Consider the following 20,293-nt stretch of genomic DNA (forward strand, 5'->3'; position numbering starts at 1 on the left):
TTTTTTTAATTTGAAAATCTGAGAATGCGATAAATTGAAAATTAGGAATGTCTTTAAGCATTTTCAAATTCTCAAATTAACTCACTTCCAAATTAATTATACTTTTTCAATTACCATCGCATATCCTTGTCCTACACCTATACAAAGGGTACACAACGCATATTTCATATCCTGTTTATGAAGCTCCATTGCTGCAGAACCTACGATTCTTGCTCCGGAAACTCCCAGTGGATGACCTATTGCAATGGCACCTCCATTTGGATTTACTCTTTCATCATCATCTTTCAACCCTAAACTTCTAGTTACTGCCAGTGCCTGTGCTGCAAATGCTTCATTCAACTCGATGATATTCATATCTTCAAGAGAAAGGTTTAATCTTTTCAGTAGTTTTTGAGTTGCTTCTACCGGTCCTATTCCCATGATTCTTGGTTCAACACCTGCTACTGCGGATCCTAAAATCTTTGCTTTTGGCTTAAGACCATACTTTTTAACCGCTTCTTCACTCGCTAAAATTAAAGCAGCAGCTCCGTCATTCATTCCTGAAGCGTTTCCTGCTGTAACTGTTCCTTCTTTTCTGAAAGCTGGACGAAGTTTTGCCAATCCCTCCATAGATGAAGAAGGTTTAATAAATTCGTCTTTTTCAAAAATTATTGGATCACCTTTTCTCTGAGGAATTTCAACTTTTACAATTTCTTCTGCCAGCCTTCCGCTTTCCTGAGCTCTTGTTGCTTTTTGCTGAGACCAAAGGGCAAATTTATCCTGATCCTCTCTATTGATCTGATGTATATCTGCTAAATTTTCGGCAGTTTCTCCCATTCCATCAACACCATACAGTTCTTTCATTTTAGGATTGATAAAACGCCATCCGAAAGTAGTATCAAACATCTGGCTGTCTCTTCCGAAAGCAGCACTTGGTTTTGACATCACATAAGGTGAACGGGTCATATGCTCTACTCCTCCTGCAATATAAATTTCTCCTTCTCCTGCAGCTATTGAACGAAAAGCGTTTGCCACGGCGGACATTCCGGAAGCGCATAGCCTGTTGACAGTTTCTCCCCCGATTTTATAAGGAAGACCAGCCAGTAAAAGACCCATTCTTGCAACATTTCTATTATCTTCACCCGCCTGATTGGCACACCCGAAAATAACGTCTTCAATTTCTTCTACCGGAACTTCGGGATTTCTTGCAACAATTTCTTTGATAACAATTGATGCCAAATCATCAGCTCTTACTTCCGATAATCCTCCCTGTAGTTTTGAAATAGGAGTTCTGATATAATCTACAATGTATACGTTGTTCATTTTTTATTTAGATTTTGAGATACCAGACAAAAAGATTTCACTCGTTTTTAATCAGATATCTGAGTCTTATGTCTGATTTTATAATTCTGTTACTTTCTTTCCGATCTTATATACTGTTCCTACAAATTTTGCAATAAGCTCTTCATTTTGATTGGTGATCTGAATATCATAAACAGCAGTTTTCCGGGTATCGTTAACCAGCTTACTTTCTGCCCTAAAGATATCACCCTCTTTTCCTGCTTTAGTAAAATTGATGATACAATTTAACGCAACTGCAGCGTCCCCGGAATTATTGGACGAAAAGGCCAGTGCAGAATCTGCAAAGGCAAACGTCACCCCTCCATGGACCGTCTTAAGTCCGTTAATCATATCTTTTTTAATAGGCATTTCTATTAGACAATAATTTTCTTTCACCTCAATCATTCTGATATTCATCCATTGGGAAAAATAATCCTGACCGAGCATATAATCTGCAATTTGTTTTGGATTCATTTTTAGTTTATACTTGTTATTTCTTCATATAATTCTTCAACCAATACGTCATAAATACCCATAGTTTTACCTAGAATCATATGTTCATATGAAAAGTCTTCGAAAGGATACGAAGCATTCAGATCGAAATTATTTTCATCAGCTATCCTCTTGATCGCCTCCTTATATTTATCATTAAATTTCCCCAGCAATTCCAACCTTTCCTGATCATCTTTGATCAGAGAACATTCCCGGACCAGGTATTCTTTTTCCATCAAAAGCCTCTGCTTTAATTCTGCTCCGAAAATATCTAAATCCATTATAATAGTTTTATCCTTCAAATTAAGCAAGCTTATTTAATAAAGGGCTTTGTCGGTATCTTTCTTCCTGATATTCGTTATAAAGGTTCTGCAGGGTTTCCGAGATTTTTGTATATCCTATTTCTCGCCCCCAGCTTAATAAACCTTTCGGATAGTTGACTCCTTTTTGCATTGCCAGCTCGATGTCTTCATCATTCGCTACACCTAATCTTTTAGCTTCTACAGCTTCATTGATCAGCATGGAGATGATTCTTAAAAAGATCTGCTCATACAACGCATCATCTTTTTGAGCAATCGGTTTCTGAGCTCCTTCACTATAATCAAAAAAACCTTTTCCTGTTTTTCTTCCATGAAGTTTTGCTTCAGACATACGTTGCTGTAACAAGGAAGGTTTATATTTCGGATCATTAAAATAATCCTTATAGACAGTTGTTGTAACTGAAAAATTAACATCAACTCCAATGAGATCCATTAATTCAAAAGGTCCCATTTTAAAGTTTCCTAAGGTCCTCATGGCATCGTCTACCTGCTCTGGTGTGGCCATGTTTTCTTCAACGATTCTCAATCCTTCACCATAGAAAGGACGTGCAATTCTGTTGACAATAAATCCTGGGATATCTTTAGCAATAACCGGAACCTTTCCCCAATCTTTCATGAGGCGATACATTTTCTCTGCTAAAGACTTCTCTGTTAATAAGGAAGGAATAATTTCAACTAAAGGCATCAGAGGTGCAGGGTTGAAAAAGTGGATTCCGATAAAACGTTCAGGATATTTCAATTCTGCGCCAAGAGATGTGATAGAAATGGACGATGTATTGGAACCTATAATACAGTTTTCGGAAACATGGTTTTCCAGTTCTACGAAAACTTTAGTTTTAATTTCTTTGTTTTCAATGATTGCTTCAATGACTAATTCACAGTCTTTGAAATCTTTGAGATCTATAGCGATAGAGACATTAGCCAGAATTTCGGTCATTTTTTCAGCTGAAATTTTCTGTTTATCTACTAATTTGGTTAATGTTTTTTCCAAACCCAGCGTTGCCGTTTCTACCTGTTTTGAGTTGGCATCATATACCCAAACTTTACAGCCATTTGTTGCTGCTACTTGTGCGATGCCTATTCCCATAGTTCCGGCACCGATAATTCCTACATTCATATTTTAAATTTGAAAATTTGAAAATGAGCTAATTTGAAAATTACTTAAGCTTTTGAACTTGAAATAATTTTAGATAAGATTAACACAATCTCTTTTAAATCTGATCGTATTTTTTCATCCGGAGATTTTAAATATTGAGATTGAGAACATAACAAGAGCCAATACTCTGTTTCTTCAGCTTCTTTAGCAGCGATTTTTAATTTATGAATAAAATCGGCCTTGCTTTCTGCATTTTGAGCTTCTCTAACATTAGCCCCAATTGAAGTTCCTGATTTAAAAATCTGGTTTGCCAATGGAAATCTATTAGCCTTATATAGTTCTTCAGAAAATTCAATAATGTTCAATGCAAAGTCAAAAGTCTTATTTACAATGATATTTTCTTTGTCATCTCTCATTTTCAAATTTTCAAATTAGCCCATTCTCAAATTAATTATCTTCCCTTATAATCAGGTTTTCTTTTTTGTAAAAAGGCGTTTACACCTTCTATGAAATCTTCTGTTTCTGCAGCTTCCTGTTGCAGGTCGCCTTCTAACTCCAGTTGCTCTTTGAGTGTATTATTGTACGACTGAGCAAATGCTTTTTTAGTAAGTTTTATAGCAGCGGTAGGCATATTGGCCATTTTCTCCAGAATTTCCATTGATTTTGGAATAAATTCCTCTTCGTTGAAAACTTCAGCTACCAAACCGTAAGCTTTTGACTCTTCTGCTGACAATCTTTTTCCTGTAAATGCAAGGTAATTGGCTAATTGTCTTCCCAATAGTTTCGGAAGGAAATAAGTTCCTCCCGTATCAGGGATCAACCCGATATTTGAAAAAGCCTGTGCAAAATAAGATTTGTCAACTGCTAATACGAAATCACAGATCAAGGCAAGCATGGCACCTGCTCCAACTGCCGGGCCATTTACCAGCGCAACCACAGGTTTTCTGCAATGTGTGATTTCTGTAACCAATGGATTGTAATAATCCACTACTATTTTTCTAATGATATCATGATCATGGTGTTCATTTCCCTGTACAAAAGCATCATCTAAATTCTGTCCTGAGCAAAATGCTCTTCCTCTTCCGGAAATCGCCACACATCTTACCGTTTCATCTTCATTACAGGATTTTATAAAATCTTTCAAATCTGCCAAAGAAGGTTTTGTTAATGCGTTTAATGATTCAGGTTGATTCAGGTAGGCAATTTTGAGTTTTCCATCAAAATGAGTTTCGATATCAAGTTGTGTATACATAGTTTTTAAATTTATTATTTAACAATGCTCTAATTTAACAATATAAATTAATGTAACCATCTACCAGCTTAGTAATCCGGCAGTAGCTTCGTTATGCTTTACATAGCCATATGCCTTAAATATAACAAGTACATTAATTTATCAATGGCATTTAAAATAATCAAAAGGTTCTAAACAGTCCAGACATTGGTATGATGCTTTGCATAATGTAGATCCAAATCTGCTGATCTGCTTAGAATGCATAGAACCACAGCGTGGACATTTTTTAGGTTTCCCTATATGGTGCTCATCTGCCCCTTTCTCCGGAGGAGTAATTCCATATTCACGGAGTTTTTCTCTTGCTTCATCTGTTAGCCAATCCGTTGTCCAAATTGGAAACATTTTGGTAACAACCTTTGCATCCCACCCGTTTTCCTTCATGATTTTCATGATATCTTCCTCAATGGTAAACATAGCGGGGCAGGCAGAGTAAGTGGGTGTAATTACTACCTCGCAAGAACTTTCGCTGGTAGCTTTTGCCTCTCTTACAATACCTAATTCCACAATATTGATTACCGGAATTTCCGGATCAGGAACCTGGGATAATATGTTTAATAATTGGTTCATTACTTATTAATCATTTGCCTATTTGAAAATCCATTATACAATTGTTTAATTTTTAAATGGGAGTATATTTTCAAATAAATCTTATTTTATTACCAGGTACACCCCGGATATGCTCTCTGCATATATTGTAATTCACAAAGAATATATCCGAAATACTCGGTATGGTAACCTGTTCTTGACTTTGGCTGCATAAAATGATCCGTTGGATATTCTAGTCCAAAATCAGCAAAATCTTTTTCTGTAACAGCAATAAACTGCTCATAAAGGGCATCAACATCAGGTACAATATTAAGAGTGATCAGATCATCTTCGCCTTCCACCTTTGCAAACAGACCTTTTGTGTATTCCCAGATATTTTCAATTGCTTTTATCAGACGTACTTTACTTTCTTCTGTTCCCTGTGCAAAAATTTTCATCCAGGATGAAGCATGAGTATAGTGATATTTAACCTCTTTCAAAGATTTTTGGGCAAGCGCGGATAAGTCTTCATCTGAAGAATTTGATAAAGCTTCATACATTAATTTCTGATAGATAGAAAAAACATACACTTTAAGAATTGTCTGGGCATAATCTTCATTAGGGAGCTCTACCCAATGAGCATTAATGTATTCATGTTCATATCTCAAAAATGCCAGATCATCCTCGCTTTTACCATTATCAGCTACTCTTGAAGCATACTGATAAAAGTTATTCGCTTGTCCCAGTTCATCAAGAGCAATGTTGGTCAATGCAATATCTTCTTCCAGATAAGGACCTTCACCACACCACTCGGATAGTCTCTGCCCCATGATGAAACTATCATCCGCGAATTTTAATAAATAATTATATAATGGATTCATTTTTTGATGGATTTCAGATTCAGATTTCAGATTTCAGATATTTAATTTTCATATCTGAAGTCTCATATACTGAAGTCTTTATTAATTACATATTTTTTACATCATTAGGAATGTCATAGAAGGTTGGATGGCGGTATAATTTATCATCTGCCGGATCAAAAAATGATTCCTGATCCATACCTTCTGAACTTACAATATATTTGCTGGGAACCACCCAAACACATGTTCCTTCTTTTCTCCTGGTATAAACGTCTCTTGCATTCTGAAGAGCCATTTCTGCGGTTGGTGCCTGCACTGTTCCTGCATGTTTGTGGGATAATCCCGGTTTAGTCTGAATAAACACTTCCCACATATCTAAATTTGCCATAGTCAATTATAAATTTGAAAATTTGAGAATTTGAAAATGTGTTAATTAATTTTCGATCAGTACATTTTCAAATCATCACCTTATATCACTTCTTTTTGTTGTTTCTCCGCAAAAGCTGCTGCAGCTTCTTTCACCCAAAGGTTTTCCTGCTGTGCCTTTACTTTAGTTTGTAATCTTTTCTTATTACATGGTCCGTTTCCTTTCAGAATGGTCATAAATTCATCCCATGGAAGTTCTCCAAAATCATAATGCCCTCTCTCCTCGTTCCACTTCAGATCTTTATCTGGAATAGTTAATCCTAAAAACTCAGCCTGGGAAACAGTAACGTCAATAAACCTTTGACGAAGGCTATCGTTACTTTCTCGTTTTACTCTATAGTTCATAGAGATCTTCGAATTTGGTGAGCTGTCATCATTAGGTCCAAACATCATCAGAGCCGGCCACCAAAAACGATCTAACGCTGCCTGAGCCATTTCTTTCTGTTGTTTTGTTCCTCGGCAAAGTGCCATTAAAATCTCATACCCTTGTCTCTGATGGAAAGATTCTTCCTTGCATATTCTTACCATTGCTCTGGAATAAGGTCCGTAAGAGTTACCCATCAGCATTACCTGATTCATAATAGCAGCGCCATCAACCAGCCAGCCAATAGCTCCAATATCTGCCCAGCTCAGTGTAGGATAATTAAAGATACTTGAGTATTTAGCCTTTCCTTCCAACATATCTTCATAAGTAGCATCTCTGTCTGCCCTGATTGTTCCGTTTCCTAAAGTTTCAGTTGCAGCATAAAGATATAACCCGTGCCCTGCCTCATCCTGAACCTTAGCCAAAAGAGCCATTTTTCTTCTCAAAGAAGGAGCTCTGGAAATCCAGTTAGCTTCCGGCAGCATTCCTACAATCTCGGAATGGGCATGTTGTGAAATCTGACGAACCAATAATTTCCTGTAATCATCAGGCATAATATCCTTGGGTTCTACTTTATTTTCTTCGTGAACGTATTGAACAAATTTTTCTAAGTCCATTTCTTTTGTCTTTTGTAAAATGTAAAACGTATTAATGTATTCATGAATACTTTTTACATTTAATCGTTAATACAATTTAAACATCATAATTAAGCATCACCACATTGGTTGTCGGGTGACATTGACATGTCAGAACGTAACCTCTGGCTACTTCTTCTTCGGTAAGCGCAAAGTTTTTTTCCATGAAGACTTCTCCTTCCAAAACCTCTGCTTTACACGTACAGCAAACTCCTCCTTTACAAGCAAAAGGAACAGGCAGCTGATCTTTTAATGCCTTATCTAAGATACTCTCTTTTTTAGAATTAAGATGGAAGGAATATTCATCGTCGTCAATGATCACTGTTACCATACTTTCTATATTGGCGATAGCTTTGAATTCATCACTCATTTCCTCAGAATTTTCTTCATCGGGAGCTGTGAAATATTCAAATAAAACCTGAATAGCAGGTACCTTTTTTTCTTTTTTCAGATAATCAGCAATACCTTTGATCATTTCTGCAGGACCACAAATGAAATAGGTAGCTTCTTTAACATCTATATCGGTATATCTTTCAAATAAATGATTCAGTTTTTCCGGAGAGATTCTTCCTTCAAAAATAGGATCTTCATGCTTTTCACGACTTACCAGATATACTACATTCAGCCTTCCTTTGAAGTGCTCAACCAGTTTATCGATCTCAGCTTTCTTCATCACATGATTCATGCTTCTGTTGCTGTAAAATAAATATGCCTTACTATTAGGCTCCTGGTAAAGACTTTCCTTGATATTGGAAAGAACTGGACTGATTCCACTTCCTGCAGCCAGACCAACATATGTTTTGGTATTCGATGGGTGATAGGTGGTATTGAAACCTCCCATAGGGGGCATTACCTCAAGCACCTCATCCATGTGAAGATGTTCATTAAAATATCCTGAAACCTTTCCACCTTCTAAAAGTTTGACCAATACTTCCAATGTATTGCTTTTTTCACTTGGAGCATTGCAGATAGAATAAGAACGTCTCTCCTCATTTCCGTCGATCATCATCCGGAAGTTAAGGTATTGTCCCTGCTTGAATCTGAATTTATCTTTTAGTTCATCAGGAATTTCCACTGCTACATTCACAGCTTCATCGGTATCTTTCTGAACTTTTACCGTTTTTAGTTTATAAAATGAATTCATTTTTTCTTTAGTATTCTATTAATTTTTCCACCTTCGCATTTAGGTAAGCTATCCTGAGTATGGATTTTCACTTTTGTGGTTATTCCTACCCTTTTCTTTATTTCGTTTTCAATATTTTTTCCAAAATTTCCGACAAAAATAAGATAATCATCGGTATTTATTTCAAGTTGATGAGATTTAATAAAATCATTATCTATTTCCAGATCAATGTCTAAAGCAACGCACATTTGCTCCTTTTCGATCGGTGTAAGATAGTAATTTGGCACGACTCCTTCTACATGTGAAAAAGCTTCTTCAATCTGGCTTGGATAAACATTTACCCCTCTTACAATCAGCATATCATCAGCTCTTCCGATAAGAGGTCTCATTTTTACCATCGTTCTTTTTCCACTCTCATCATAGTAAAGACTTGTAATGTCATTTGTCCAATATCTTAGAAGTGGCATCGCTTTTTTCGTCAAAGTGGTAATCACCAGTACGCCTTCTTCTCCAAACGGAACCGGTTGTTTTGTATTCGGATCCAAAATTTCGGGATAAAAATGATCTTCCCAGATATAGGAACCGCCTTTTTCTTCGAAATCCTCCATCGATACTCCGGGTCCAATAATCTCACTTAATCCATAAATATTAGTCGCATGAACCCCCAGCCTCTCTTCAATGTGATGTCTGATGATTTCTGTCCATGGTTCAGAACCCAACACAGCATACTTTAAACTGATTTCATCAGCAGAAATTCCTCTTTTAGCAAATTCATCAGCTATTGTTAAAGCATACGAAGGTGAGCAACAAATTACTTCAGGCTTAAAATCCATTATCAAATCCACTTGTCTCGTTGTCATTCCCCCCGAAATAGGAAGAACACTCATTCCAAGCTTTTCAGCTCCATAATGCAGACCTAATCCGCCGGTAAAAATTCCATAACCGTATGCATTATGCAATTGCATCCCGGGTTGGGCTCCTGCTGCGTTCAAAGACCTTGCAACCACCTCGCTGAAAAGATCAACATCTTCCTTCGTGTATCCTACTACCGTTGGTTTTCCTGTGGTTCCACTTGAACAATGTATTCTCTGTAATTCATTCTTCGGAACCGTAAATAATCCAAATGGATAGTGATCCCGCAAATCCTGTTTATAAGTAATGGGTAATTTCGAAATATCTTCAATCGACCTTATTTCCTGAGGTGATATTCCCGCTTCATTAAATTTTCTTTTATAAAAATCTGATCTTTCCTCAAGATAACCTACGAGATCTACCAATCTTTTGGACTGGAGCTCCCTAAGCTGGTCGAGCTCTAAATATTCAACTGAAAAATCCATAAAACTAACTAACATTTGTTAGGTGTAAATTTAAAAAGATTTTGGAAGCTGACAAAATTTTTATGATTTTCATCATATTTTGAATGATTCTAAATAACCAGAACGGTAATTTTTTTATCTCTTTTGATTTCCAAGCAGTCCAAAGAGTATCTTATTCCTGATTTCATCAGTGATCTCTACATTTGATCCTGTGTTTCTTTTGAACCAGAAATAAGAATTATTGAGTGTATGAAGAATAAACCTTGTAGTAAAGGATGGGGATTTTAATTCCCAATTTTCGGCCTTATAGATCCCGGAAATTAATTGTTCGACTTCCTGTTGATATTTTTTCCTCAACTCAACAAATTCAGGAAGCCTTTCCTCAAGATGCTTCCATTCATTGGAATAAATATGAGTAACATCGGGATTTTTGAGAACAACAGATAAGTGTTTATCAATAAATAAATTCAGCTTATCACTGGGTTTGATATCTGTGTTCAATACTTCCTGAAGCTCAACAAAGAAATCCTGAGCAATACCAAAGCAAATCCATTCAAGGATTTCTTCCTTAGAACGTATATGTGCATAGAGAGAGGCAGCTTTTATATTCAATTGAGTTGCCAGATCTCTTACAGAACTTCCCATATAGCCTTTCTCTTTGAAAAGCTGAACGGCTTCGTCTAATATTTTCTTTTGTTTTTCTTTAAGCTCCATCAGTAGATTGCAAAAGTAACTTTTTTGATCCAAACTGTTGTTTTTTGCCTCATAAAAGTTTTACATACATCTTTTAATCTGATTTCAAAATAAAAAAGAATGTCAAAATTTACAGATGATATGATGAAAATGGAAATTTTGTCTAGTTACTTCAGTGTTAAAAATACAATATTCGGAAATTTTGTCCAATTTATTTATAAATTCAATAATTGAACACTTTTTGTGTTATACGACCCGAATTAAATGATTAAATTAGATCAAGGACATCAGACTTTAGATACGGATTTAAGAAATTAAATTTAATTCAAAGTCTGAATGGTCTGAAATCTGATGTCTAAAATCTATACACTTTAAGTCAACCCAAAAATATAAAATATGAATTTAAATCAATATACTGTAAAATCACAAGAAGCCATCCAGGCAGCTCAGCAAGTTGCTATGGAACTGGGTAATCAAAGCATAGAACCTCAACATTTACTGGAAGGAATCTTTCAGGTAGATGAAAATATTTCACCTTTTTTACTGAAAAAATCGGAAGCCGATGCATCTTTGGTAAGAGAGAGGAACCGTGAAAGTTTAGAAAGACTTCCTAAAGTTCAGGGAGGTAATATTTATCTCTCACAATCAGCAAATAAAGTCCTATTGGATGCGCCGAACATTGCAAAGAAAATGGGTGATGAGTATGTAACAATCGAACACTTGTGGCTGTCACTTTTGGATACTTCATCTGAAGTTTCTAAAATGCTTAAAGATATGGGGGTTACCAAAAGCTTACTGGAAGGCGCTATTAAGGAATTACGAAAAGGGAGCAAAGCCAATTCTGCAAGTTCAGAAGAAACTTACCAATCTCTCAATAAATATGCTAAAAATTTTAATGAATTAGCTGCAGAAGGAAAACTGGATCCGGTAATCGGACGTGATGAAGAAATCCGTCGTGTATTACAGATTCTTTCCAGAAGAACAAAAAACAATCCGATCCTAATTGGAGAACCAGGTGTGGGTAAAACTGCAATTGCAGAAGGGATTGCACATAGAATTATTAACGGAGACGTTCCTGAAAATCTGATGGATAAAACTTTATATTCATTAGATATGGGAGCATTAATCGCCGGAGCAAAATATAAAGGAGAATTTGAAGAGCGTTTGAAGTCTGTCGTTAATGAGGTAATAAAATCTGACGGACAAATTATTCTTTTCATTGATGAAATCCACACATTAGTAGGAGCTGGTGGTGGTGAAGGCGCTATGGACGCAGCAAATATTTTAAAACCTGCCTTGGCAAGAGGAGAATTGAGAGCAATAGGTGCCACTACCCTGAATGAATATCAAAAATATTTTGAAAAGGACAAAGCCCTTGAAAGACGTTTTCAGAAAGTAATGGTGGAAGAGCCGGATACAGAATCTGCGATCTCTATTTTACGTGGAATTAAAGATAAATACGAAGCGCATCATAAAGTAAGGATCAAAGATGAGGCTATCATTGCAGCAGTTGAAATGTCTCAGAGATACATCTCAGACCGATTCTTACCGGATAAAGCAATTGACCTTATTGATGAGGCTTCTGCCAAGTTGAGAATGGAAATCAACTCCAAACCCGAAGAACTTGATGTCCTGGATAGAAAGCTTATGCAGATGGAAATTGAGCTGGCTGCTATCTCAAGAGAAGGCAATCAGACTAAAATAGACCATTTAAAAGAAGATATTTCAAAAATTTCCGAACAACGGAATGAGATTAATGCAAAATGGTTGAAAGAAAAACAAAAAAGTGAAGATCTTACACAGATTAAAAAAGATATTGAATCTTTAAAACTAGAAGCGGAAAGAGCTTCCAGAGCTGGAGATTATGCCAAAGTAGCAGAAATCCAATATGGAAAAATCAAAGAAAAAGAAGATGACTTGCAGAAGCTGGAACTTGAAATGCAAAATCATCAGAACGAATTAATAAAAGAAGAGGTAACTGCAGAAAATATCTCGGAAGTAATTGCTAAGTGGACAGGAATTCCTGTAACAAAACTTTTACAATCGGAAAGGGAGAAATTGTTGCACCTTGAAACAGAACTTCATCACAGGGTTGTAGGACAAGAAGAAGCCATTCAGGCTGTTTCTGATGCGATCAGAAGAAACCGTGCAGGATTGAGTGATGAGAAAAAACCAATAGGATCCTTTCTTTTCCTCGGTACAACAGGTGTCGGTAAAACAGAGTTAGCAAAAGCGCTGGCTGAATTTTTATTCGACGATGAAAACAATATGACCCGAATCGACATGAGTGAATATCAGGAACGTCATTCTGTTTCCAGATTAGTAGGAGCGCCTCCGGGATATGTTGGATATGATGAAGGAGGACAACTTACAGAAGCAGTGAGAAGACGACCTTATTCAGTTGTTCTTTTGGATGAGATTGAAAAAGCCCACCCTGATGTTTTCAATACCTTATTGCAGGTTTTGGATGATGGTCGTTTGACAGACAACAAAGGTAGAGTTGTCAACTTTAAAAACTCAATTATCATTATGACTTCTAACCTGGGCTCACATTTGATTCAGGAAAATTTTGAAAACATTACTGAAGCCAATCAGGATGAAATCGTAGAGAAAACAAAAGAAGAAGTTTTTGACTTATTAAAGCAAACTCTTCGTCCGGAGTTCTTAAACAGAATTGATGAGATTGTATTATTCCAGCCTTTAAGAAAAAAGGAAATTGGAAAAATTGTTCAGTATCAGTTACGAGGCTTTAATGATATGTTAGCAAAACGAAATATTATCATGACAGCAACTCAGGATGCCGTAGATTATTTAATGAATAAAGGATATGATCCTGCTTTTGGTGCAAGACCTTTAAAGAGAGTTATCCAGCAGGAAGTTTTAAATAAACTATCCCGCGAGATTCTGGCCGGAAATGTAAATGAAGGAGACCGAATCACTTTGGATTATTTCGATGAAACAGGTCTGGTTTTCAGACCGGCGGAAAAATAAATAGTTTTTTTCATATATATTATTTTTGTAGTAAGTGCTGTAGACAAAATCTACAGCACTTATTTTTGTTAATTCACATTGACATAAATCTGGACAACGCTATGAAAGTAACACATAACGATATCAAAAAAGATTCAAGTGTAAAAAAAGCGGTAGAAATTATTATTTCTACCGCTTTTTTATTTTTATCCGGACATCAAAGTTATTTAAGAGCCGGGAGATTATTTAGAATATTCAAATTTTTACTATTTGCATCATTCCCCTTAGGAAATGCTGTAAAAAAGATACATTGGCTTCCTGCCTTTTGCTTCCCTTTATTCACAGCGCCCGAACTGAAGCTATTCTGTCCCATATTAATTGCAATATTCACGTCAGTAATACCATTAATCACAGCCTGTTCTTTTACGTATTGAAGATATCCCTTCAATAAACCAATACTATAAAAATATTGCCTTTTAACTTCAATTCCCTTTGCATCCAACGTCTTTTCATTGTTTAATGCATAGGTTTTATCCAGAAGTGAAGCCGTTTCATTAGCTATGAGATAATTATTAATATTCTTATCTAAAATGTCATTTTTATCTGCCGTCGCATCAGGAGGAATAATACTACCATGATTCATTGCCTCTACACAATTAGCTGCAGAAACAGTATCTGCAGGAGTTTTGTAAGACATTAGATACATAGTCTGATATCCTTTATAATCTTCTCTCTGATGAGCGTCCACTATTTCGGAAGAAGGGTATTGTCCGATATTAACCCCAATTAATGCATCTTGCCCTGCTTTCTCTTCTACACTTGCAATAAACGCTTCCAAAATTTCTATTGGATAAATTACCTGTCTTGCATCTTCGGCTGACAATCCCCTAGCTGTTCGTCCCCCTAATAATACAGCGTAGTTATTAGTGAGATAAGTATCTCCCAGCGCCTGAGCTGTTTTACTATCAATTAATCGGTCCTTGTAATTTTGAGAAATTACTTTATCGCTTGATGCTTCACTTTCATTATCACTGTTGCATGATTGAAATAACATTCCAACCGATAAAAGTCCCAATATGGCAATGCTAAAAAGTTTTGTTTTCAAAATTATTTTTTTTTCTACAAGTAAATATATTCAATTATTAATAATTATAATATAATAAGCATTTATTTTAACATAAAAATAAAATCTAATTAAGATTCGAAACATCAATTTTTTCACCAAAAAATTGCCATTTTATAAAGAAAATCCATCTTCCCGTAAAATCACGGATAACAAATAGGAGAAATCCCTGTCATTTAACCTAAAATTTTTCCGAGATTTGCATTACTAACTAACACTGTGTTTAAAAAACTAACATTATGGAAACAAAACCTATTCTCGAAGGTGATGTGGAGACACTAAGTCTTCCAAACACCATGAGTAATGTCTTTATTCAGGAGCTGATTAATAATTACCGTAATAATCAACTGAAAGCAATTAATTCTACTCTTGAAATGACTGATGCAGATTCTATCTGGTTCGACTTACCTAAATTGAAAAAATTCATTAACGATCTTGAAACAGAAGCTAAGAAAGTGAATCCCGCAACCAGTGAAAGTGATTTGGGTATTAGATTTTATTATGCTGCTTATCCTAAGATTGACAATTGGACAATTATGGAAAGTCATACTGTTCCAAAAGAATACGCTGAACGACATACTTTAATAATGGTTCCCACTCTAAAAAAAGAAGACAAAAACGGAAAGATTTTACATTACGATTTCAATCCATCCAATTCCAATGGTCAGGTAATCGCTATGGCATTAAAATCTCGAAATACAACAGATCCTATTGAAGAAGAAGGCGGACTAGCACAAAACCACGGAAGCTTAATTCCTCCTGATTCTCCAATTGTTCAAAACTATTAAGTAAAAAATGGATTCATTGCGAAGTGTACTGGACTATTCATTATATTGTACAGAAGGTTTATCCGCTTTAGTTTCGATTTTTTTTCTAAAATCATTAAAAAATCAATACTGGAAGTACTTTTCAATATATTTGATAGCAATTTTTATATTTGAGTCTTTTGGCAGGTATGGAAATTTTTCCTTATTCTCAAAAATCAAATATTATAATTATTTTGTAATCCCCATGGAATTTTTGTTTTTCTATTGGTTATATGCTGCAAAATCGTTCAACAATAGAAAACTATTCGGGATCCTTTCCTTATTTTATCTGATTTCATTTATTCCCAGTGAACTGTATTTTAAGGAAAGTAAAATAATTTATTCATTTAATTATACTTTTGGGTGTTTACTTTTAATGATTTTAGTTATTATGGAGTACTATAAACAGGTGAATTCTGAAGATATAATCAATTTCAGTAATAATAAAATGTTTTATATAAACCTGGGAGTAACATTATTTTATATTGGAACACTTCCATTTTTTACATTTTATACACTTCTATATTATGACAACCGGGAAATCTGGAGTATTTATTGCAATTACTCACAGATTTCAGATATTATCATGTATTTATTATTTTCAGCTTCATTCATATGGGGAAAACGGAACTTTTAATAACCATTATTTTATTTAACGTATTCTTTGTATTATTCGTAGCTGCGCTAATGGTATACATTAGAAAATACAGACAGCGAAAAAAAGAGTATTTAAATGAAATTGAAATAAAAAATGAAATCCATCAGAAGGAGCTCTTGGCCACTCAGCTGGAGATCCAACAGGCTACTATGCAACAGATTGGCCGTGAACTTCATGACAACATAGGACAGAAACTCACATTAGTAAGCTTGTACACTCAGCAGCTTTTATACGAAAATAAAGTTCCTGAAGTCAATGAAAGAATAGAACAGGTATCACAGATCATCAACCAATCCCTTCAGGACCTTAGAAGTCTTTCGAAAACTTTAACTGATGATAATATCAATCAAAAGGAAATCGTAACCTTAATTCAGGAAGAAGTTGACAACACCAATGCTTTTAAAAAATGTAATGTAAGCTTTAAACATAATTTTAAACAACTGGATCTGGGATTCGTACATAAGAATGTACTTTTGAGAATCACCCAGGAATTTATTCAGAACAGTATAAAGCATGCCCACTGCAAAAATATTTTCATTAACCTCAATACTTCGAGTGAAGCACTTTGGGAACTGAATATTCAGGATGACGGTATCGGATTTGACAGGACTAACATAAGATCTAATGGCATTGGATTAACCAATATGAAAAACAGAGCGGAAATCATAGGAGCAGACTTCACTCTGGAAAGCTTAAAGAACAAAGGAACAACCGTTAATATTACACTAAAAAGACAGCCATGAAAAAAACAATTGTTATCGTTGACGACCACATCCTTATTGCGAAGGCATTGGAAGGTATTATTGACAACTTTAAAGATTTTGAAGTTATTTATGTCTGTGAAAACGGAAAAGATCTTATTCAGAAATTCGAAAATAACAATAAAATTCCTGATATTATCTTACTCGACATCAGCATGCCAATTATGGACGGTTTCGAAACCGTGCTGTGGCTCAAAGAAAACCACCCCGATATTAAAGTAATGGCCTTGAGCATGCAAGGGGATGACAAAAGCGTCATCAAAATGATCAAAAACGGGGCAAAAGGGTATTTATTAAAAAACACCCACCCTAAAGAACTGGAAACAGCTCTTGTGAAATTAAATACGGAAGGATTCTTTTATCCGGAATGGGCGTCACGCATTATATTTTCTAATCTGAACAATGAAACTGAATCTAAAGATACAGTGCGGATTTCTGAGCGTGAAAAAGAATTCCTGAAATATACAGTTACTGAACTAAGTTATAAAGAAATAGCTGATAAAATGTGCTGCAGTCCAAGAACTGTGGAAAGTTACAGAGACCAGCTTTGTGAAAAATTAGATTTGAAAACCCGTGTGGGACTCGCTGTTTTCGCCATGAAAAATGGATTCGACTAGCTTCTCGAATTGTTTACTGATTAAAACCTTTTCAAATTTAAATTATAAAAAGTCCCTTTCTGAAATTCAGAAAGGGACTTTTTACACTGTAAATACTGGCAAAAGAAAGACAAAACATTCGAAGAGCAGTAAATCATACCTCCACACAATATGTTTTTATTAATTATGCAATGAATATCAATTTTACTTACATAATTATAACTAAAATAAAGATTTAGATATGGAAATTATGAAAATGAATAAAAACACGAAAACACCGCCAGTAAAGTATAAAATCACCATAAAATGAAATAAATTACTGAATTAAAATTTATAAAAATCCATAAAACAATAGCAATTCACAAAAATGGGATCTTGCAAACTCACCCAAAATAATATAATTTCGTTTTTCCACAAATAAATTTATAGAAACTATGAAAAAACTATTATTTGGAATCCTGGCATTAGGATTCATGTCCGCTTGTAACAGCGACAATGTTTCAAATCAAGGTGAAGAGACTGCAAACAAATCTGCAACTGCTTCAGATTTAGCCAACAGAAGATCTTGTCCTTCAGAAGAAATCAGAAAGCAAACACTTCAGAACAATCCTGAACTCAGACAAAAGTATGCAGCTATTGAAGCGAATACTGAAAGATTTGCAAACGCAATTAAAATGGGGAAAGTTCTTGCAGATGGTACTGTTGAAATCCCTGTGGTAGTAAATGTATTGTACAATACTTCTGCACAAAATGTTTCTGATGCCAGAATAGCAGAGCAAATTGCTGTTCTTAATGCTGACTACGGAGGTACGAACAGTGATGTAAATAAAATACCAACAGAATTTCAATCTGTAAAATCAGGGGATGTAAAAGTGAGATTCAGACTAGCAAATACCGTAAGAAAATCTACAACTAAAACAAGCTGGAGCACTAATGATGCTATGAAAAAAGCTTCTTCCGGCGGTATTGACGCCACCAATCCTACCAACTATTTCAACATCTGGGTAGTAGGTAGCATGGGACAAGTTCTTGGATATGCGACCTTCCCTGAATCAGCAGGATTATGGAATGATGGGGTGGTGATTGCAGCTCCTTATTTTGGAAAAACAGGAGCATCTTCTCCTTTCAATTTGGGAAGAACAGCTACTCATGAAGTAGGACACTATTTAAATCTTAGACATATCTGGGGTGATGCAAATTGCGGAAACGATCAGGTAGCGGATACACCTACACAAACGGGAGCTAATTATAACAAACCTACATATCCTGTATATAATACTTGTAGTGGGGTATCAAGATCTATTATGTTCATGAACTATATGGACTATGTAGATGATGCTGCAATGTTTATGTTCTCTGCAGGGCAAAAAACAAGAATGCAGGCAGTTGTAAGTTCTTCTGGTCCTAGAGCAGGTTTAAGAGTATTATAAGTTTTCTTAATATGTTAAAAAAGCCTTTCTCAGTTTTGAGAAAGGTTTTTTTTTATATTTTTGGCAAATTTTAAAATTTAAAATAAAAAACACACAATGATGAATAAATTAGTATTAGCATTTTTTATGCTGCTTACCTTATGCCTATACAAGGCACAGGATACTCTTCAGCAAGAAAACAATCTCTCTCATTCTATTTCAGAACCTCCCGCACTTTCAGAGAAGGTACCTTTCTTAAAAAAAGAATGGGTCCAAAAATCAATTGCCCCAACATTATTATTTACCGCTTCAGCAGCTACCTGGGGTGAGCGTAAAAACATCCGTGACATAAGAAATCGATATCTGCCGGATTTTAAGGCTAGTTTTGACGATTACCTTCAATATGCTCCTGCTGCTACGGTGTACGGTTTGAAGTTAGCGGGAATTAAAGGACGTAATAATATTGGGAGAGCTACTTTATCTTATGCCACAAGTTTAGCTATTATGGGAATCATCGTCAATTCTGTAAAGTACACATCTAAAGTTGAACGTCCGGATGCATCAGCCAAAAACTCTTTTCCATCCGGGCACGCTGCAATGGCTTTTGCCAACGCCAGCTTTCTACACAAGGAGTATGGACTCGTAAATCCGGCTTACAGTATTGGAGGATATGGCGCGGCTACATTGACAGGACTTGGAAGAAACCTGAATAACAGACATTGGATGCCTGATATTCTTGCGGGTGCAGGAGTAGGGATTATTTCTATTGAATTAGGATATTTTTTCATTGATAAATTTTACAAGAATAAAGGAGATAATCTAAGCCTGCTTTCCAGGATAGAAAGTAACGGATACCCTTCTTTTCTGTCTATAAAAGTGGGATCAGCACTCGCCACCACAAACTTCCTGAAAGAATCTGAGCTCGATAACAGAAAGCAGGTTGGCTTTGATGCAGGATTAGAAGGAGCCTATTTTTTTTCAAAAAAATGGGGAATTGGAGGAGATCTTAGCTTTAGTAGTTTCCCGATCAAACCTCAAAGACTTACTTTGGATGATGAGGAACACTATGAAAACTTTGATATCACGACTCAGTCATTAGGATTTCTCAATTTTGGTTTGGGTCCATATTTTTCTCATGAATTTGCAAAAAACTGGGAAGTCATGTTAAAAGCTACAGGTGGCTATTCAATACCTGCAAGCGGAAAAATTTTTGTTAAAAGTGAGCATATTAGCACTCCAGACAATCAATTGGAGTTGGCAACTTATAAACCATCAAAGGCTTTCAGGCTTAATTTAGGAAGTGCTATTACTTATAAATTCAATCCTGAACTCGGGATTACCGCCTACGCCGAATACAACCAGATTAAGTCCACGATGAATTACCACTTTAGCGACCTGGTGAAAGACGACGAAGAAATGAACGAAGTATTCAACACTTCTTTTGCTAAAGAAAAAGTTAGATATATAACGATTGGATTAAGATTAACAGCATATTTCTAATAATCAAAA

General features: G+C 35.5%; 20 protein-coding genes. 6 read left to right on the forward strand and 14 right to left on the reverse strand.

Features of this window, described 5'->3' with window-relative positions:
- Positions 1 to 96 precede the first annotated feature (96 nt).
- The 13 genes from pcaF to G9C87_RS19550 all read right to left on the reverse strand — a co-directional run bounded on the left by pcaF (position 97) and on the right by G9C87_RS19550 (position 10,515).
- Positions 97 to 1,302: a 3-oxoadipyl-CoA thiolase gene (gene pcaF, locus G9C87_RS19490; RefSeq protein WP_172284288.1), complete on the reverse strand. Its 1,206-nt coding sequence runs from the start codon at positions 1,300 to 1,302 to the stop codon at positions 97 to 99.
- Positions 1,303 to 1,380: 78 nt separating this feature from the next.
- Positions 1,381 to 1,794 carry a PaaI family thioesterase gene (locus G9C87_RS19495; RefSeq protein ID WP_172284290.1) on the reverse strand — a complete coding sequence of 138 codons (414 nt, stop codon included), beginning with the start codon at positions 1,792 to 1,794 and terminating at the stop codon, positions 1,381 to 1,383.
- A gap of 2 nt (positions 1,795 to 1,796) precedes the next feature.
- A complete protein-coding gene (locus tag G9C87_RS19500; protein WP_172284292.1) occupies positions 1,797 to 2,093 on the reverse strand; it encodes a hypothetical protein in 297 nt (98 codons plus the stop codon).
- Between the two features lie 22 nt (positions 2,094 to 2,115).
- Positions 2,116 to 3,249 carry a 3-hydroxyacyl-CoA dehydrogenase NAD-binding domain-containing protein gene (locus G9C87_RS19505; protein ID WP_172284293.1) on the reverse strand — a complete coding sequence of 378 codons (1,134 nt, stop codon included), beginning with the start codon at positions 3,247 to 3,249 and terminating at the stop codon, positions 2,116 to 2,118.
- A 44-nt stretch (positions 3,250 to 3,293) separates the two neighbouring features.
- Positions 3,294 to 3,644 carry a four helix bundle protein gene (locus G9C87_RS19510; protein WP_172284295.1) on the reverse strand — a complete coding sequence of 117 codons (351 nt, stop codon included), beginning with the start codon at positions 3,642 to 3,644 and terminating at the stop codon, positions 3,294 to 3,296.
- Positions 3,645 to 3,679: 35 nt separating this feature from the next.
- A complete protein-coding gene (locus G9C87_RS19515) occupies positions 3,680 to 4,480 on the reverse strand; it encodes an enoyl-CoA hydratase/isomerase family protein (protein WP_172284297.1) in 801 nt (266 codons plus the stop codon).
- Positions 4,481 to 4,621: 141 nt separating this feature from the next.
- Positions 4,622 to 5,086 (reverse strand): 1,2-phenylacetyl-CoA epoxidase subunit PaaD, encoded by a 465-nt coding sequence (gene paaD, locus G9C87_RS19520; RefSeq protein ID WP_172284299.1) that lies wholly within the window; start codon positions 5,084 to 5,086, stop codon positions 4,622 to 4,624.
- An 89-nt stretch (positions 5,087 to 5,175) separates the two neighbouring features.
- On the reverse strand, positions 5,176 to 5,937 hold the full coding sequence (gene paaC, locus G9C87_RS19525) for a 1,2-phenylacetyl-CoA epoxidase subunit PaaC (RefSeq protein ID WP_317168583.1): 762 nt from the start codon (positions 5,935 to 5,937) through the stop codon (positions 5,176 to 5,178).
- A 73-nt stretch (positions 5,938 to 6,010) separates the two neighbouring features.
- Complete coding sequence (gene paaB, locus G9C87_RS19530) at positions 6,011 to 6,292, reverse strand: 1,2-phenylacetyl-CoA epoxidase subunit PaaB (protein WP_172284303.1); 282 nt, start codon at positions 6,290 to 6,292, stop codon at positions 6,011 to 6,013.
- Positions 6,293 to 6,372: 80 nt separating this feature from the next.
- Entirely contained in the window at positions 6,373 to 7,311 is a 939-nt protein-coding gene (gene paaA, locus G9C87_RS19535; protein WP_172284304.1) for a 1,2-phenylacetyl-CoA epoxidase subunit PaaA, read from the reverse strand.
- A 76-nt stretch (positions 7,312 to 7,387) separates the two neighbouring features.
- The gene (locus G9C87_RS19540; protein ID WP_172284305.1) at positions 7,388 to 8,473 is read right to left on the reverse strand and encodes a 2Fe-2S iron-sulfur cluster-binding protein; all 1,086 of its coding nucleotides are present in this window, start codon (positions 8,471 to 8,473) and stop codon (positions 7,388 to 7,390) included.
- Positions 8,470 to 9,789, reverse strand: coding sequence for a phenylacetate--CoA ligase family protein (locus tag G9C87_RS19545; RefSeq protein WP_172284306.1), 1,320 nt, complete (start codon positions 9,787 to 9,789; stop codon positions 8,470 to 8,472). Before G9C87_RS19545 ends, G9C87_RS19540 begins: the two co-directional genes overlap by 4 nt.
- Positions 9,790 to 9,903: 114 nt before the next feature.
- Positions 9,904 to 10,515, reverse strand: coding sequence for a TetR/AcrR family transcriptional regulator (locus G9C87_RS19550; RefSeq protein ID WP_228457057.1), 612 nt, complete (start codon positions 10,513 to 10,515; stop codon positions 9,904 to 9,906).
- A 342-nt stretch (positions 10,516 to 10,857) separates the two neighbouring features.
- On the opposite strand from G9C87_RS19550, the gene clpB reads away from it, so the two are divergent.
- The gene (gene clpB / locus G9C87_RS19555) at positions 10,858 to 13,452 is read left to right on the forward strand and encodes an ATP-dependent chaperone ClpB (RefSeq protein ID WP_172284307.1); all 2,595 of its coding nucleotides are present in this window, start codon (positions 10,858 to 10,860) and stop codon (positions 13,450 to 13,452) included.
- Positions 13,453 to 13,654: 202 nt separating this feature from the next.
- On the opposite strand, the gene G9C87_RS19560 is transcribed toward clpB, so the two are convergent.
- The gene (locus G9C87_RS19560) at positions 13,655 to 14,536 is read right to left on the reverse strand and encodes a hypothetical protein (protein ID WP_172284308.1); all 882 of its coding nucleotides are present in this window, start codon (positions 14,534 to 14,536) and stop codon (positions 13,655 to 13,657) included.
- Positions 14,537 to 14,793: 257 nt separating this feature from the next.
- Here G9C87_RS19560 and G9C87_RS19565 point away from each other — a divergent pair, with 257 nt between their 5' ends.
- From G9C87_RS19565 to G9C87_RS19585, 5 genes are all read left to right on the forward strand, one after another.
- A complete protein-coding gene (locus G9C87_RS19565) occupies positions 14,794 to 15,342 on the forward strand; it encodes a hypothetical protein (RefSeq protein ID WP_172284309.1) in 549 nt (182 codons plus the stop codon).
- 633 nt (positions 15,343 to 15,975) lie between these two features.
- Complete coding sequence (locus G9C87_RS19570) at positions 15,976 to 16,761, forward strand: sensor histidine kinase (RefSeq protein ID WP_172284310.1); 786 nt, start codon at positions 15,976 to 15,978, stop codon at positions 16,759 to 16,761.
- The gene (locus G9C87_RS19575) at positions 16,758 to 17,396 is read left to right on the forward strand and encodes a response regulator transcription factor (protein ID WP_172284311.1); all 639 of its coding nucleotides are present in this window, start codon (positions 16,758 to 16,760) and stop codon (positions 17,394 to 17,396) included. The genes G9C87_RS19570 and G9C87_RS19575 overlap by 4 nt, the downstream gene beginning before the upstream one ends.
- A gap of 413 nt (positions 17,397 to 17,809) precedes the next feature.
- On the forward strand, positions 17,810 to 18,805 hold the full coding sequence (locus G9C87_RS19580; protein WP_172284312.1) for a zinc metalloprotease: 996 nt from the start codon (positions 17,810 to 17,812) through the stop codon (positions 18,803 to 18,805).
- A gap of 96 nt (positions 18,806 to 18,901) precedes the next feature.
- On the forward strand, positions 18,902 to 20,284 hold the full coding sequence (locus G9C87_RS19585) for a phosphatase PAP2 family protein (RefSeq protein WP_228457058.1): 1,383 nt from the start codon (positions 18,902 to 18,904) through the stop codon (positions 20,282 to 20,284).
- Positions 20,285 to 20,293: the final 9 nt, after the last annotated feature.

This window comes from Chryseobacterium sp. LAM-KRS1 (genome assembly GCF_013184525.1).
GTDB lineage: Bacteria > Bacteroidota > Bacteroidia > Flavobacteriales > Weeksellaceae > Chryseobacterium > Chryseobacterium proteolyticum.